This is a genomic window from Paenibacillus amylolyticus (assembly GCF_051136285.1).
Classification (GTDB): Bacteria; Bacillota; Bacilli; order Paenibacillales; family Paenibacillaceae; genus Paenibacillus; species Paenibacillus amylolyticus_F.
Genome location: NZ_CP194938.1, coordinates 4,950,180 through 4,967,668 on the forward strand (window position 1 = coordinate 4,950,180; position 17,489 = coordinate 4,967,668).

Consider the following 17,489-nt stretch of genomic DNA (forward strand, 5'->3'; position numbering starts at 1 on the left):
ACTTGGATAGATTGAAAAATAAAGTTGTCCTCATTACAGGTGCTGGCAGAGGTATAGGGAAGGCTTGTGCGATTGAAGCTGCCAAAGAGGGCGCAGATATCATCATCTCGGATATAGGAAGAAATATGGATTCTGTGCCATATGATCTTGCTCGATCAAGTCAATTGGATGGTACGGAGGAAATGTGCAGAGAACTTGGTGTTAATGTATTCAAAAAACATGCGGATGTAACCAAAGCAGATGAGATTTCTGCTTTGGTGCAAGAAGCCATTCATCGTTTTGGAAGAATCGATGTTCTAATTAATAATGCAGGGATTGGAGCTCCGGCGGGTAAGCCAGCACATGAATATTCAAGTGACGAGTGGGATATTTTACTCAATGTTAATCTATCAGGGCCGTGGAGAATGATTCGAGCGGTAGCCCCCATTATGATCAGGCAGAAAAAAGGAAGCATCATCAATATTGCCTCGACAGCTGGACTGCTAGGTTATAAACATTTTGCCGGATACGTTGCTTCCAAGCATGGACTCGTTGGTTTAACCAAGTCTGCTGCATTGGATTATGCGATGGATAACGTTAGGGTTAATGCGATCTGCCCTGGGCCTGTATACGATGATGAATTCGTAGATGGCAGTATGACCAAGGTTGTAGCCGACTCTTTAGGCATTCAATTGGGTGAACAGGAAGAGATTGACCTGCAATCTGTCGCTATGAATACGGTTGTATCCCCTACTGATGTTGCAGAGGCTGCTGTTTGGTTGGCTAGCGATGAGTCGAAGAGGGTGACGGGTACAAACATTACGGTCGATGCAGGGTATTCAGCCAAATAAAGGGGAGAACGATATGGTCAATCAGATCAATATGTTGGAAACAAAAGATGTTGTGCAGACCTCCACTCAAACAAACGTACTCGTTATTAAAGATCTAATGCAAGACGAACTGAAAGCATTTTATGATTATGCAGCGAATGTGAATCAGCATGATCTGTATCTTACATTTGAACAAGTTGCCAATGCCGAGATGTTCGAGAAATATTTGCAAAGAGAACAAGTACGTCCAATAGGGTTCATAGACAAAGTCAGAGGTACTCTCATTCAGCATGAAAACAAAGCAGATCTGGTATTGACAGCGAGTCTCTCGAAAGCCAACTTATTCGGGTTGTTGAAACTATATCATAATATCATTGGGCGAGAGATTGATATGAATGATATGGAAATAAGCGATGAGGCAATTCGCACAAGCGCTTCAGTCAAGTGGGGAGTTCCTCTACCTGCTGAGAGACCCGTTAAACAGTTTCACAAGTATAGTATTTATCAATTAAAGGGTGAAGCGGTCTATAAGTCTACTTTTCAACATCAGAGTATCTGTGCAGCGTTGGCTACAACGTTGAATATATACAATTCTGACGACCTTGATGTCTATTTTAATAAGTTAACCCTCGCAGGACAAACCGTCATAAAAGGAAAACTGCACACAGACGGAACGATCAACACTGAGCAACATGCCGAACAAAAAGATAATCATATCGCATACTCCATTGGAATAATTTGCATTGATGTTGATCATGAGAAATATGAGTATACGCCTTATCTAAGCCCTAAATATCCGCTTTCTGTGGTCGTGCAAGAAAATGCAGGGATCGTCCAGTCACTATCATTGCAGGCAAATGCCGACATGATGGATGCGGAAGTGCTCAAACAGTTTGGTACGATGCTTGAATACGTTTTAACGACTTCGGACTCTGTATCAAATTCGACTATGGCTTCATATGTAGAAGAGTTAATGGCCCCTTACATTAGAGAGACGAATAAATCATCACAAGAAAACATATTGGAACGATTGAAAAAGATCGTACAGTTGTATCCTCATAACATAGCTCTCTCTGACCAACAAGGAAATATGACTTTTGAAGAATTGGAACAGAGAAGTGATATTATCGCCAAACGCCTGATTAAAGAAGGGTTTAACGCGGAAGACAAGGCCGTTATCTCTGTAAACCAGGATCATGAGCTTATTTTATTAATGATCGGTGTAATCAAGGCTGGTGGTGTGTACATTCCTGTTGACCCTAACTATCCTGCCGAGAGGATATCCTTTATTCTAAAAGACTCTGCAGCCCAGTTCTTTATCTCTAATCTAAGTCATTACTTTGAAGATACGAATTATATCAAGATACATCCTGCGGAATTATTGCAACAAACCAAACTGGAACAAATTCATGACATTCCACTTCCCGCATATACTCCCCAATCGGGATATGTCATTTACACATCTGGAACATCGGGGGTACCGAAAGGGGTACAAGTCCCTTGCGAAAATATCATATCGTTGATCGAAGCTACTCAAAAAGAATTTGAGCTTTCAGCGAATGATGTGTGGACGATGTTCCATTCATCTTCATTTGATTTTTCGGTCTGGGAGATGTGGGGAAGTTTATTAACAGGCGCCAAATTGGTTGTTGTTCCAAGAGAAACAGCTACATCTCTGTATGATTACTATGAGTTGCTGATTGAACATAAGGTAACCGTATTAAATCAGACACCATCTTCTTTTTATGCCTTGCAAAATATTGAATCCGAACAACGAACACCTCGTTTAAATTCAATACGGTTGATCATTTTTGGAGGGGAAGCATTAGATAACACCAAGCTTAAAAAATGGTTCCAAAGGTACTCTTCAAGCAAATGCAGACTGGTAAACATGTATGGCATTACTGAAACGACAGTACACGTGACACATCAGAATATACTCAAAAAGAATCTGGATATCAGTAGTCAGAGTATTGGTGAGCCTATCAAAGGTTGGAAGATATCTATCCGCGATGCAGATGGAGCATCTTGTCTGCTCGGTGTTGAGGGGGAGATTTGGGTTGGTGGTGCGGGCCTTTCCCAAGGTTATTTGAATAGAGTTGAATTGAATAGAGAGAAGTTCATTATCGATGAAACTTCAGGGGAACGCTGGTACAAAAGCGGAGATCTTGGAAGAATGAAATCGGATGGGAGTATCGATTATTTAGGTAGAATAGACAGTCAAGTCAAAATTCGGGGTTATCGGATTGAACTTGATGAGATTAAAAAACAAATCAGTCGTGTTCCAGGCGTCAGAGATGTGGTGGTAACGGTTCATAACACAGAAAAGCATGCTGATGAACATAAGCAAATTCTGGCCTTTTTTGAAAGCAACAAGGCGTACAGCTCTAATGAAATGAAAGAAATATTATTACAGGTGATGCCTTCTTATATGATTCCTTCAAATTCAGTGCAGGTTAATGAAATACCACTAACCATCAATGGAAAAGTGGACTTTAAAAAGCTGATTAACGAACAAAATGAACCGTATCAGTCAGAGAAGAACTCCACATCGGGTGAGAATGTCCTTCTGGATATATGGTCTAAGATTTTGGGCAAACCGATTACGGATGAAGATAGTTTCTTTGATTGCGGAGGAAATTCTTTGCTGGCGGTGTCCTTGTTATCGGAGTTAAAACAAAAGGTAAGTCCAGATCTGACGCTAAAAGAGTTATATTTGCATTCATCGCCAAATCGTATGCGAACCTTCTTAGAACAAAAAGAATGGGGTGATGTGAGAGTATGACGGGCAATATGCTTCCGAAAGTAGCTGTTTTTTATGGCACGGGTTCTGCCACGCCGCTATCCATTCAAGCCGCTTCCGTTGGAATATGTAAACTGGTTTTTCTATATAAAGAGGACTGTCCCGAAAATGACTTATTGCAGATTAAAATGATACAGAAATTCGCAAATTCGTATAACATCGAAAATTGTTCAGATCATGATATAGAAAAGATTCTTCGTGATGAACAAGTAGCAGGGATTACTACTTTTAGTGAATATAAATTGGTAGAGACTGCTATTTTCATAGAGAAACTCGGATTATTTGGTAACTCTGTGGAAACTACTGAGGTGTTAGTAAACAAATTCAGGCAGAGGGAGATTCTCTCAAAAAGTAAAGGCACTGCTGTCAAGTTTACCCGACTGGATAAACAAAACATGAGACAGAGTTTATTGGCAGTAGGCGTTCCAGCAATCATTAAACCTGTTATAGGAGCAGGAAGTAAATGGACCCAAAAGGTGAATTCCTATGAAGAATTGCAGAATGTAATTCATGAATTCCCTTTAGATCACGAATATGTGTTGGAAGAATTTTTAGCTGGCACAGAGGATATTCAACATTCGTTCTATGGAGATTATGTTTCAGTGGAATCGATTCATCAAGAGGGGATTTCAACCCAAGTTTCCATTACCGGAAAACTACCCTTAACGCAGAACTTTTCAGAGAGCGGGATGTTTTTACCTCATCCCTTCTCCCCGGAAATGGAGGATCAAATTAGATCCGTAGAGGCAGAAGCCATCAAGGCACTTAACATTACAAGTGGTACAACCCACACGGAAATCAAAATTACGGATGAAGGACCCAAAATCATCGAAGTCAACGGGAGAATGGGTGGCTATGTTTCTGAAATACTGAAGAGAGCAACCGGAATAGATTTAATCAAAAGTACGTTGCAAATCTGTTTGAATCAAGAAGTGGTGATTCAGCCTTCTTCTATTCAAAAGGTATATTTTCAAGTATTCCTGACCTCACCTGTTATCGAAAATGGAATTTATCAAGGCATAAACGGACTTGATATCATCCGTGATTGCCAGGATGTTACCCATATTCAAATGACTAAAAAAGAAGACGATATCATCGACTCACGCTTAGGTACTGAGAATAATATCGGTATCGTATTTGGAGAATCTGATGATTTCAATTCATTTGGTTCAACCGTTAATCTGATTCGTAATCAAGTTAAACCCGTAATCGCAACTCAACAGAAAGAAGTGTTGCAATAAATGGAGAACAATAATCGGAAAGCAAGCTTGGGTACGCATTTTCAAGCCATTGTAGCGAAGTATCCTGACAATATAGCTGTTGTTTATCTGCACGAAGAACTGACTTATCAGCAATTAGATAAAAGAGTTAGCGAACGGATTGAGCTTTTTGTGCAATCCGGTGTGGTGTCTGGCGACCGTATTGGAGTCCATCTCAAGAACAGTCTTGATTATGTGATTTCGATTATCGCGTTAACGACCATAGGTGCCAGTTATATTCCTTTATCGATTAAAGAAAATGAGGGTTATTTAGAAACACTCACTCGTTCTGCTGCGATCTCATTGATTTTTACAGACACAGACTTGAACATTCCGGGCATATCGATCATAAACACGATCACAAGGCAAGCTCTTCCAACTTCTAGAGTTGATGAAACGAAGTATGATGTAAGTGAAAGTGATATCGCTTATATTATGTTCACATCGGGTACTACGGGGGTTCCTAAAGGGGTTAAAGTGACCCACGGCAACATTATTAATCTGATCACGGAAGATGCTTGTCTCCGTCTCTCCAGTGAAAATGTTATTCTCCAGACAGGGACGCCTACTTTTGATGCATCGACCTTTGAGATATGGGGGGCCCTCCTGAACGGGGGGACGTTAGTTATTCCCGATTTCAATAAAGTTACGAATTTCAACTACCTAGCTGAATTAATCAAAACATATCAAGTCAATTTGATGTGGTTGACAGCTCCGCTTTTTTCCATTGCTGCCGAGAAAAATATGGATTTGTTCACACATGTAAAAGAGTTGATTGTTGGTGGCGATATTGTGCACCCCAGAGATGTAAACAAAGTGCTCTTGCGTTATCCCCACCTCACGATTTATAACGGTTACGGGCCAACGGAGTGTACCACGTTTTCAACCATTTACAAAATGAATGCGATGATTCAAGAATCTTTTATTCCTATTGGCAAACCTATCAAAAATGCAACGGTATACGTTGTAGATGAGAACCTTTCTATTGTAGAACCTAACGGTGTGGGGGAGCTTCTGATTGGAGGTAAAGGTGTCTCTGCTGGTTATCTCGGCAACGAAGATTTAACGGAAGAGAAGTTTATCGTAAATCCCTTCGGCGCAGGAAAGCTATACAAAACGGGGGACTTGGCAGCGATAGACGATGCCGGTAACGTCATTTTCAAAGGGCGAAAAGACCGTCAGATTAAAATTCGTGGGTTTCGAATTGAGATGAATGCGGTCGAAGAGTTGTTAAACGGCATTCCTGGCATTCAATCCTCGGCCGTAACGATCATTGAAAATGGGGACGGTGAGAAAGGGTTAGGGTGTTGCGTTGTACTCCAGAACTCCTTGACGTTATCGGAAGAAGAGATTCGAGTTCAGTTCAAAAAGGTAGCTCCTTCCCATATTGTATTAACTCAGATATGTGTTGTTGATCATTTCCCGATGAATTCGAATGGAAAGCTGGATTACAAGAAGATTCAAAGTTTATTTTATGCTGAAAAATTCATGGAGGATGTGCCGGAAGAACATGAATCGGATTCGGAGAAACAAGTCACCAAAGTAACCAAAATCATTAAAATCATTGAAAAAAGCATGAATTGTACGATCAAGGATACTTCAATTTCATTTTTTGAAATCGGGTTGGATTCTTTGACCAGTATATATATTGCTGATGGCATAAATAAGGAATTCCAGATTGATATTGAACCAATGGATCTCCTGATGAGTCCGAGCATCGATGCCTTGATTGAGCTTGTTTTGGAAAAGGAAACTCGTGAACCTGTCGCTATGCTTTCATCGACAAGTGAAGAGAAAAATTTGAATCTGCTCAATCAACAAGAAGCCATTTTTATTGATTTCACCATTAATCCAGATACGACAAGGTATAATATCCCTCTGCTTCTTAAACTTCCAGAGATGATTGATACGGATAAGCTGAAGCAGTCCATAAACAGGCTGATCCATCGTCATGACAGTTTAAGAACACGATTTGTTTTCAGGGATGGCAAGGCTTTTCAGATCATTCAGGAAAATCACAGTGTTCAAGTGACAGAAAGTTCCACCCAGCTTGAACTGTCTAAGCTCATCACTCCATTCGACCTGCAACATGATTACCCCTATAAATTCAAGATCATTCGAAACCATGATGGGATTTGGCTGTTTATGGACTTTCATCATATTGTCGTAGACGGCTTCTCCTTGAACGTAATTGTAGAGGACTTAAACCGTTTATATCTCGATCAGGAACTTCCAATACTACCCGTGAATTATTCTACACTTATTGAAGAATCAAGCAGTGAATTTTATAAAAACCAGGAGTTGTCTGAATTATTTTGGCAACACATTTTCCGTGAATATAAAGGCATGGGTCAGTTGCCCTTGGATATTACGGATGTGGAGGGTGTCTCCAATCGAAACGAACATATGGAGTTTACCCTGGGCATCCATCGGACTAAATCATTAAGACAATGGAGTGTAGACAACAAAATCACGATGTTTGAAGCGCTCGCTATCGGATATTCACAATTCTTACACCAGATCACAGGGAGTGAGAATGTAAGCTTTGCGACACCTAGTCGAGAGTATTCCAGAGTCTCAAGTATACCGACTGTATCCATGCTGACGAATACGTTATGGGTCCTTTCGAAATCCGAAGAAGTCACAGATGGAGTTATCCAGGAGTTTGTCAGTCAGCTAAGAGAGTCTCAACGAAATCAGAATGTGCCTGTTGAATCCATTTACAAGTTGAAACGAAAGATGGGTGACACCCATCTTCAGGAAACGTTGATGGCATACCACGAAAAGGAATCTCTTGAAGTGAATTTCCTGGGAGAGTCTGTTTTGATCAAACCGCTCATTCCACATGAAGGTATGTTTGCGTTGAACATGCAAGTTTATGACATGGGTGAGTCTTTGGAAGTCGAATGGGAATACCTCGCAGATTTATTTGAATATGAAACGATGAGAAGTTTGGAAGAGCTTTTCAAAGAAACTCTTGATGCCTTGGTTGGGATAAAAATTTAATTTTTGTATTTATTATAAGATATGAATGTGAATAGTCGATAATGAAAAGGAGATTCATATGATAACCAAAGAGAAAACGCTGGGTCAAAAAAAGATTGCCGCATTAAAAATGCCTGCAGCTGGAGCGTATTGGAAAGAGTCATTACAAGAAGCAATCCCAACCAACTTATTACCTGACTATCGAAAAATAGGATCAGACTCACGTACCGGGCATTATCATCTTTCACATATCAAGCTTCATGCAACAGATATAGAGAAGCTTTGTATTGCTTTACAATGTGACATATCCAATTCAAGTGAAGTATTTACTCTGGTTGTGTGCACCTTGTTGTATGCCATTGAAAATGGGGTGGATAACGATCTCTTGATCGGTTTCGCCGAATATGACAGGGAGGGGATCTCGCAGTTTCCGCTTCAAGCTGAAATTCAGCAAGAGGTAACGTTTAGAGGGACGTTTAATCAGCTTCAAAGAACAATGCTGAATAACAAGGAGTATGGAGATTATCCAACAGACCTGATTGTTCCATCTACACCGATCCAACTTAATATCATTCAAAATCAGGACCAAACGAAGGATCTGCAAGATATATATCAGAAGAATCTGTTGTCCTATAATTTTGAGAACACGGATGGAGACAACTGGAAACTTACTGTGGCGGGAGAGTCTTCTCACTACATGATCCAAACACTGGATCATATGGCCGCAAAAATAGCTTACCTCGTTGAATGGATCGCAGCTCATGCTAACGAGAGCATGGAATCCACTGATTTATTTCAACAAGAGGATGCGGCAGGTTATGACATGTTAAACCAGACTGCGAAACAATTCTCGGACTCCGATAGTTTAGTGAGCTTGATGGAGCGTGTTTTTCGTACACATGAGAAAAGTGAGAGCATCGTAAGCCATGAGCAAGGTTTTACGTATAAAGACTTAGAACATAAGGCGAAGCAAGTTGCTGCATTCATTCAACATCATACGGAACAATCTGAATCGATCATTGCTGTATTGTGCGAGCGTTCCACTGATTTCCTGGTCACTGTTTTTGGTGTCATTCTTTCTGGCAGAGCGTATCTTCCTCTTGACCCCAAAGCCCCGCAAGAGAGAAATGAAGTGATTCTGAAACAAGCTAATTGCCAAACTGTCTTATATCTGGACAAGCATCGTTCAGGTATTGAGATGAATCCTACGAATCGATTCGAGATTAGTGAAATATACAAAACAAATTTTGAGTATAGTACCGTCACCATTTCCCCTGAAGACTTGGCATACGTCATATTCACATCCGGTTCTACGGGAACGCCCAAAGGGGTTGAAATCAAACATCAGAGTGTCATTAACAGACTGGAATGGATGCAAAATGAGTTTACATTAGATCAAAATGATGTGATCTTGCATAAAACCCCCTCGACCTTCGATGTTTCCGTATGGGAGATTTTTTGGTGGGCTATTACTGGCAACCGGGTGACCGTTCTACCAGCCAATGAAGAAGCGAATCCCATTGCAATTATTAAAGCGATAGAAGCCAATAAGGTCACAACGATGCATTTTGTGCCTTCCATGTTGAACGCATTTTTGGATTATGTGGATAATTCTTTATCGTATGGCCCAATTCAGACGTTAAAACGAGTTTTTTGTAGTGGAGAGGCGTTGTCTCCAAATCACGTCGAAAAGTTTCATCAATTGTTGCCTGGCGTCGAGCTCATCAATTTGTACGGTCCAACAGAAGCCACGGTAGATGTGACGTGGCATAGAACAACTGTTGCTGAAAATCCTTTACCTATTGGTAAACCGATTGATAACACTCGCATTTACATTTTGGACCCGCAGAGAAGATTAAGACCGGTCGGGATGGTAGGGGAATTGGCGATCGCGGGAACAGGTGTTGCAAAAGGATACATTAATGATCATGTGAAAACGGCGAGCAGTTTTGTTGATTTGCCGTCTTTGGAAGAAGAGAAAGTATATCTAACCGGGGATTTAGCGAGAATCAGACATGATGGAACCATCGAATACTTTGGCCGGAATGACCGTCAAGTGAAAGTGAGAGGTTACAGAATCGAACTGGGCGAGATTGAAACGGCTTTGACCGATCTGCCTGATCTTAGTGATGCCCTGGTATTAACCAATTTGGAAGCGGACCAGATGTTGCATTTATATGCGTTTGTCATCGAAAAGGATGTAACGTTGGACGTGAACGATATTAATCAACAATTGGCGAAGAAATTGCCTAAATATATGATCCCGGAAAAAACGTTCATCCTTCGTGAATTTCCGCTGACGAGAAACGGAAAAGTCGATAGGAAGTCGCTAATTGACATGAGTAAGGTTAGAGGTGTCGAGGCGAAAATTTCACCACAAACGAGAGAAGAAAAACTCCTGAGTGAAATCTGGCAAGATGTATTAGGCATTTCGGATATAAGTGTCAATGAAAATTTCTTTGCGTTAGGTGGAAACTCCATCAATTTTGTGTCCGTTGTTGCACTTGCACATAAAAATGGACTGAGCTTTACTTTTCAGCAATTGTTTAAGTATCCTACCATCCAGGATTTGATTAAACATGTAGATCTGAATGCTAAACAGGATGATGATCTGAATAAACAGATTACGAATTTTCAATTGATTAAAGAGGAAGATCGAGTTCGAATTCCGGATGAAATTGAAGATGCGTATCCGATGTCCATGCTGCAGTCCGGACTGGTTTATCAAAGCAATATTATGGAAGGTGATAACAACTATCATGATATCGTGACATATACGATTGATGGCAACATCGATGTGCCTACGTTTAGAAAAGCCGTTAAATTGTTAGTGGATACTCAGCCGATTTTCAGAACAAGTTACGATCTTGAACATTACTCGGAGTACCTTCAAATCGTACACAAAGAGATCGATAAATTGCCTTTAAATGTGTATGACCTGCGTGGTCTGCAAACGGAAAAAGAGAAAGAGGATATGTATGAGGAGTGGTTCTGGAAAGAACAGCACCGTGCCTTTGAGTGGGATCAACCCGGACTCGTTCAGCTCCACCTCCATATCTTAAGCGATTCCAAGTACAAATATAGTATAAGCCAGCATAATTCAGCCCTGGACGGGTGGAGCATGAATAAAGTCCATACCTTCTTGTTCAAAACGTATTTTGACATGATGAGCGGGCTTGATCCCCGTGACGGACTGCTCGAAAGTAACAATCACAATCGAACATTTATCTACTTAGAGCAGCAAGCGGTCAATTCGGCAGAACATCAACAATTTTGGGCAGATATGCTGAAGGATGTTCCAGAAGGTTTTATCCCACGTCGTCGAGAGGAAAATACACGGAAGGGAAATGAAGTCGTCTTTCAGGATATTCAATTACCCGAGGGTCTCTCGGAAAAGCTAGTGAAGCTGGCTAAAGACCTTAAAGTGCCTGTTAAAGATATTTTGCTCGCCTCCCATGTAAAGTTTCTTTCGATCCTGACACGCAAAGATGACGTATTTATGGGATATGAAATTGGGGGTAGACCTGAACTTCTGGGTTCAGAAAATGCATTAGGTGTCTTTCTGAATACGATGCCATTCCGGGTGAATCTGGAGAACAGTTTTAGTTGGAAGGACCTGATCTTGAATGTGTATGATGTGGAAGCCAGCATTCTGCCTTACAGACGTTATCCGATGGCACAAGTAAAACAAGACCTGTCCTCAAGAGATATCTTGTTTGAAACGGTATTTAATTTTACACATTTTTATTCCTTGAAGGATTTACGCGGTCTTCCAGGTTTTGATAATATAGATGTAAGAGCAGCGGCGATTACAGAATTCCCGCTACGAATCGAATACTCAAGACATTTTTACACAGATGAAATCGAATTGAGTCTGCACTATCACACCTCCAAATATGACACGAAAGATATCACGTTTTTTGGTCGCATTTTTGTGGATATCCTTGAGGGAATGGTTAACCGCACAACGGAAGGCCATCATGTGCAATTGGAGGAGGGAACGCTAGACGAATTCAACACCTATGCGAATACATCGCAATCACCTACATTGAAACATGAAGAAGAGCCTTTGCACCTGGAAATTGATCAAGAATTAGAGAAAGCGATAGATCGTGTTAAAGATATCTGGTCCAATGTCCTCAAAAAATCCAAAGAGGATCTCAACTGGGATGATGATTTCTTCATGATTGGCGGCAATTCTTTAGCGGCGATGAAAGTGTCTCTTTTCTTGAAGAAGGATGTTTCTTTGAAACAAATTATGCAAAAATCAATTCTCTTTGAACTTGCAAGTGAACTTGCTAATAAGGAAAAGAAAACACTTCATGATGCTAATCTTCTAACATGCTTAAGCAAATCAAGTGATTCGAAACAGAACATCATATTTATACCGTATGCCGGGGGGAATGCCCTGAACTTTATTCCAATGGCAAAAGAATTTGAAAGGTGTAACGTTGATTTATCTGTTTTTGCTGTTGAATTACCGGGCCACGACCCTAACCTGGAAAACAACACTTTGGTTCGTTTTGATGACACAGTGAATCGCCTGGTTGAAGAAATATCTTCAGCGATGAAAGATAAATCATTCATGGTATGGGGGCATTGTGTTGGTAGCGCGTTGGCTCTCGAAGTTGTCAGAAAACTAGAGGCGAAAAACCTGTATCCGAAGAAACTCTTCTTAGGAGCCAAAAATATGATTAGCCAGGCAGACTGTGAATTGCGTGTCAACAATGCGACTCACCTGAAGTTCTCGGATATAGCTGAGCTGTATTCGGAGTGGAGTGGTACAAGCAGTTTGTCATCTTTGGGTGATGGTTACGAGTCCAAGCTTGTCGAGATTTTTAAACATGATTCCATCGAAGCCAACACTTATTTGGGAAAACTGTGGAATAACATGGAAAAATTAGTTCATACACCTACCACCATTGTCATTGCCAAGGATGATCCGATTACAGAGGGTTATGATGAACTATGGTTCAACTGGGGCAACTGGATCGACCAAGTTGATTTATTCGAGTTTGAAACAGGCGGGCATTACTTCTTGAGAAGTATTCCTTCCGAGGTTGTGAAGTATATTCAAGGAACCTGGAGTGAGAAGGGGATCGTTTAAATTTAGGAGGAGCTATATATGATAGATGTGCAACAAGATGTTTTTCCAACAGAGAAATTAAAGATTGCGCTGGCACAGTGTTCTGCGGTGGACGGGAATATCGAAGAAAATGTGAACAGGGCTTATGACATGATTGAGAAAGCTGGAAAAAATAATGTGGATATCATCATGTTTCCTGAAAAATATCTCACTGGCTATGTACCCGATATCGTCAAATCTAATTTGACTGAACATACGATTCAGTTGAATGATGCACGAATTCAAAAGCTGCGTCAGGCATGCAAAAAGTATGCAATCTGGGCGATCATCGGAACGCCTGTTAAGCGAGGACAGGAGGTTTTTATCTCTTCAATTATTATTGATTCCAGTGGTGAAGAAGTAGGTGTATATGATAAGTCACATCTATTTCAAACGGAGAAAGAAATTTTTAGTACCAATAATGAGCAGGTTATCGTTACCATTAAAGACTGGAATGTTGGTATGGGGATTTGCTATGATGCTGGTTTTCCTGAACATTCTCGTGCTTTAGCTCAAAATGGCTGTCATGTATATATGGGTAGTTCTCTTTTTAGCAAAGGAATGGGGTATAAAGAGTCACGAGTATGGTTTCCAGCCCGTGCGTTGGATAATACAATCTTTACAGCAATGTGCAATCATGTAGGGAAAACAGGGGTTTGGGATGCATGTGGACATAGCGGAGTATGGAACCCTCTGGGTGATAATATTGTGGATGGTTCTCCAGATGAAGCTGAACTGTTGATCGCTGAGTTGGACCCTGCACTTCTGAATCAAGCAAGAAAAGGAGAAATGATGCTTGCTGATTCGCGTGATATTAATAAAGAAGATTATGTGATCAAGACCATTGTGGGTAACTAAAATGCAATGGAATGAAGCAAAAAAATGGATCAGAACATTTCGTGATCATGCTGGTTCGTCTGTAAGATTAGTGATTCTACCACACGCGGGTGGTAATGCCAATTATTATCGAGACCTGGTGGGATTTTTGAGTGCTGATGTGGAGTGTATCATCATTCAGTATCCAGGAAGACAAGAACGACTTCAGGAGGATATGGTCGATAATATTGATGATTATGCTGACAGGATAACCGATGTGCTCAGATCAATGGATGACGGGGGCAAACGGACCATTTTATTTGGACATAGTATGGGAGCTCTGATTGCTTATCAGATGTTACATCGTAATGCTCATATGCTGACCTCCATAGAGAAACTGGTTGTGTCTTGTCATACACCCCCGACCAGAAAGGATAATAAAAAATATAAAAAATTGGATGATGATGAGTCCGTCATCGAATATCTGCAATCTGTCGGTGGATTGCATGATATGGTCCTGGAAGACAAAACGATGTTGGAGCTGATCATTCCAGCTGTTCGTAATGATCTGGTGGCAGTCAGAAATTTTAGCTTAACCCAAGCCTACAAAATTTCGGTCCCAATCTATGGCATTCACGCAACAGAGGATTTCGGAGTGAACATAAGTGACATGCAGATGTGGGCATTATTAACCGAAAAAGAGTTTGAACTGGTCCAATTATCGGGCAATCATTTCTATATGAGTAATCAATGGAACAAGTTGGCTGATTATTTGCAACGTTTATGTTATTCCGTTGTCTCTACTTCATAGCGGTTTTTCAAAACAACATTCAAGGGAACGAAATTCCTTGAATGTTGTTTTTCTTCTATAGAAGGTTGACGTGACAGTCAAAGGATCAACGTTGAGTTTTGACAGCGCGGTGTTGTACCTTTCCAGGGTCTAACCTTTACTTGAAAAATCAGCATGTCTCTTACGCTCCCGGTATCTTCCAGGAGTCACCCCTTCCCATTTCCGAAAGGAACGGATGAAGTTTTGCGGATTGGTGTAGCGAAGCCGTTCGGCGATCTCTTTCACCGTCCAATCACTCTCATCCAGCCATCTTTTGGCAGTTTTCAGTCGATATCTGGTCAGATACTCACTAAATGAAGCCCCGGTTTCTTTGCGGAAAACACTGCTTAAGTAATTAGCGTTGTAATGAAGCCGCGTAGCACATTCGTCTAGCGTAAGATCTTTGTCATAATCCTGCTGGATGATAGCGATGATCTTCTCTGAAATGAGCTGATATTGTGCAACCTGTCTTTCTTTGAAAAGTTGAATGACAGGCTGGATCACCTGGTGGTTGAACCAATGCTCGACCTCAGCTGCGTACTGCAAAACAAACAACTCTTGGAAAAGGGAGCGGTGGCTCTGACTGATCTGAGCGAGCCGAATGCCCGATTCTTGAGTTAACTGCAAGATATGTGTCAACAGCCTCATCAATGCGGCCTGGTACTCTTCCGGAGTACATTCCAGAGAAAATAACGTCTCAAGCAACTCGGTCAGTTGTGTGGATGCCAGAGCCTCGTCAGCTTGTTGTATAGACTGGAGCAGTGAATACTCCAGTGCTTCCGGATAAGCCATGGCCCAAGCTGCGGAAGACAAATCATGCTGTTCGTATTGCACAATTATTCCTGTCCCAAGCCGCATCCGATGTTTCAAGGCATCAATAGCCTCATTGTATGCCTGCGGGATATGTTTCATTAAACGACGTGGCTGACTTGCGCCGATACTGACCTTCAGATCCAAAACCTCACTAATCTGCTGCTGCAATTGCTCCATCAATAGCAAAAGTGGTTTTGAAAACAGCGTTAGATCTTCCTCGTGACTACCAACCACCGTTACAACATTCTGTTCCAGTACAATCGGAAGCAACTGCTGATCAGGTTTAAGGGTTTCTTCAAGTATGTTCTGGATTGCAAATAAGAGCAAAGAGCGGTCTTCCATGGTGTATCTGGAGTGGCTCATCAGTTCAGGTTGAAGGGCAATGACGGCAATTTGTTGCCACCTTGAAAGCTGTGGGGTATAACCTTGTTCTCGTAATGTGTCATGTAATGTATTGGAGCAGTTTCTACCCTGAAGCAGCTGGATCATAAAATAAGTGCGAATCTGTATCTGCTGCTGATTTAAAGTAGATTCCAATTGAGAGCGTGCATTGGATAACTGTGTGACACCCATTTGAATCTGATCTAGCTCATTAGGTGAACTCACAGCCTGTTGCGGCAACGTAGAATGCCCTTTTACGATGATATTATCGCCTAATTGAGCAAGAATCCGACGAATTGGTGCGAGCATCCGTTTGGAACCCAGCCAGGCAAGAAGCAGAGAAAGCAAGAGTATGGCCATACTGATATACAGCGTATGGAACCCGATCTTGATATAGTCTCTAGTCAATGTGTTCTCGGGCGAGATGAGAATATATGTCCAGCCTTTTAATGTAGATGGGCTGTAGGTTAGGGAATAATCTGCATTGGCAACCTGTACTTCACGCTCAGCATAAGCCTCTGAGTACATGACAGGTGTTAACGCCTGAATGTGTTCCCCGTTTTTTCGATCAATCAGGCCTATGGCAGACATAGGTTGTCCAATATAAGATGCATCTGGGTGAGCAATGACCCGTTGTTCCCGATTTATAATAATCAAACCAGAGGCAGAAGCTTCCGTCGTTGGAGATTGCGCCAGGGGGGGTTGCATATAACACGCCGGAATTCCAGCGACTAACGCTGCATTAGATGATGCACTCACATCCGCAATCGCTCTTGCAAGCGTAATATGATAAATGCAGCCTTTACCTGAAATACGTCGACCGGAGAATCGGGACTCGTTATCACCTTCATTATTAAAAATGGACGAGGGGGCGAGTTGCCATCCGGAAGTCAATGTATTCGCAATCAGATCTTTCATTGGCAGTGATAAAGGGAAGCTAGTGTTTGCGTAGAGCCCCGCATGATTAATAAGCCAATCTTTGGATTGGTTGACCAGGATAATATCCAGCAGAGGTTCCCAAGATTTCATATGCTGGAACTCTGTCTGTACGTCGTCCGTTTGTAACTGGCCGATCCGTTCCAATGAATTAGAGTTTGCAAGAGAACGAAGTGTGATCGGGGAACGCACAGCTTGGTCCAGCATATAACTGACTGTAGCGAGTTTATGCTCTACATTGGACTGTAGCTGTTCGAGCAGCTGTTCATTTGCTTGTGTCCGATGCAACTCAGACTGGCTGGAAGAGTAAATAAAAGCAGCAATTCCCGTTAGCAGGATCGGGACTGTACTTAACAGAAGCCCGAAGATTATCATTTTGTGGAGATAACTTATCGTTCGCACAGGTTCACTCCTTGATGGATAATAGCGTTCTTCTTTATTTTAGTAAACGCTTCCAATTAGAACAATCTAAATTTTGTTTATTTGGATAAAAAAGTAATTTAAGAAACGGAAATGTGTAATGCACGTACATATAGGGATAACGGTGTCTTTCATAATAGCATGCAAGACTTCCGTCAAGTGTCACCATTTTTACGGGTAATAACAGGTATTCGGAGTGAAGTAAGGCAGTAAATATATCAGGTCTAGCCCGCGGATAGTCCGAGGTCGAAGGTGATCCCCGACCTGAGTCTAGGATCAAAAACCGTCCGTAGTCTGTTTTGAAAAGCCGCAA

8 protein-coding genes are annotated in these 17,489 nt (G+C 41.4%); 7 read left to right on the plus strand and 1 reads right to left on the minus strand.

The genetic code is table 11. The features are described from left to right. Window positions 1-2 precede the first annotated feature (2 nt). The 7 genes from ACR8BL_RS21630 to ACR8BL_RS21660 are packed head-to-tail and all read left to right on the plus strand — an operon-like array spanning window position 3 to window position 14,608. Entirely contained in the window at window positions 3-830 is an 828-nt protein-coding gene (locus ACR8BL_RS21630) for an SDR family oxidoreductase (protein WP_434749457.1), read from the plus strand. A gap of 13 nt (window positions 831-843) precedes the next feature. Then, window positions 844-3,594, plus strand: a complete 2,751-nt coding sequence (locus tag ACR8BL_RS21635) for a non-ribosomal peptide synthetase (RefSeq protein WP_434758268.1) — start codon at window positions 844-846, stop codon at window positions 3,592-3,594. Further along, window positions 3,591-4,853 (plus strand): ATP-grasp domain-containing protein, encoded by a 1,263-nt coding sequence (locus ACR8BL_RS21640; RefSeq protein ID WP_434749459.1) that lies wholly within the window; start codon window positions 3,591-3,593, stop codon window positions 4,851-4,853. The genes ACR8BL_RS21635 and ACR8BL_RS21640 overlap by 4 nt, the downstream gene beginning before the upstream one ends. Continuing rightward, window positions 4,854-7,877, plus strand: coding sequence for an amino acid adenylation domain-containing protein (locus ACR8BL_RS21645; protein WP_434749460.1), 3,024 nt, complete (start codon window positions 4,854-4,856; stop codon window positions 7,875-7,877). Between the two features lie 58 nt (window positions 7,878-7,935). Further along, window positions 7,936-12,963, plus strand: a complete 5,028-nt coding sequence (locus tag ACR8BL_RS21650; RefSeq protein WP_434749461.1) for an amino acid adenylation domain-containing protein — start codon at window positions 7,936-7,938, stop codon at window positions 12,961-12,963. Window positions 12,964-12,981: 18 nt separating this feature from the next. Then, entirely contained in the window at window positions 12,982-13,839 is an 858-nt protein-coding gene (locus ACR8BL_RS21655) for a carbon-nitrogen hydrolase family protein (protein WP_434749462.1), read from the plus strand. Window position 13,840: 1 nt separating this feature from the next. Next, window positions 13,841-14,608 carry a thioesterase II family protein gene (locus ACR8BL_RS21660; RefSeq protein WP_434749463.1) on the plus strand — a complete coding sequence of 256 codons (768 nt, stop codon included), beginning with the start codon at window positions 13,841-13,843 and terminating at the stop codon, window positions 14,606-14,608. A gap of 129 nt (window positions 14,609-14,737) precedes the next feature. On the opposite strand, the gene ACR8BL_RS21665 is transcribed toward ACR8BL_RS21660, so the two are convergent. Next, a complete protein-coding gene (locus tag ACR8BL_RS21665; protein ID WP_434749464.1) occupies window positions 14,738-17,158 on the minus strand; it encodes a helix-turn-helix domain-containing protein in 2,421 nt (806 codons plus the stop codon). Window positions 17,159-17,489 lie beyond the last annotated feature (331 nt).

What these genes read in the sequence shown, in the direction of transcription:
- ACR8BL_RS21635 (WP_434758268.1), top strand. Translation starts at nt 844, where the DNA reads ATGGTCAATCAGATCAATATGTTGGAAACAAAAGATGTTGTGCAGACC.
- ACR8BL_RS21640 (WP_434749459.1), top strand. Translation starts at nt 3,591, where the DNA reads ATGACGGGCAATATGCTTCCGAAAGTAGCTGTTTTTTATGGCACGGGT.
- ACR8BL_RS21645 (WP_434749460.1), top strand. Translation starts at nt 4,854, where the DNA reads ATGGAGAACAATAATCGGAAAGCAAGCTTGGGTACGCATTTTCAAGCC.
- ACR8BL_RS21650 (WP_434749461.1), top strand. Translation starts at nt 7,936, where the DNA reads ATGATAACCAAAGAGAAAACGCTGGGTCAAAAAAAGATTGCCGCATTA.
- ACR8BL_RS21655 (WP_434749462.1), top strand. Translation starts at nt 12,982, where the DNA reads ATGATAGATGTGCAACAAGATGTTTTTCCAACAGAGAAATTAAAGATT.
- ACR8BL_RS21660 (WP_434749463.1), top strand. Translation starts at nt 13,841, where the DNA reads ATGCAATGGAATGAAGCAAAAAAATGGATCAGAACATTTCGTGATCAT.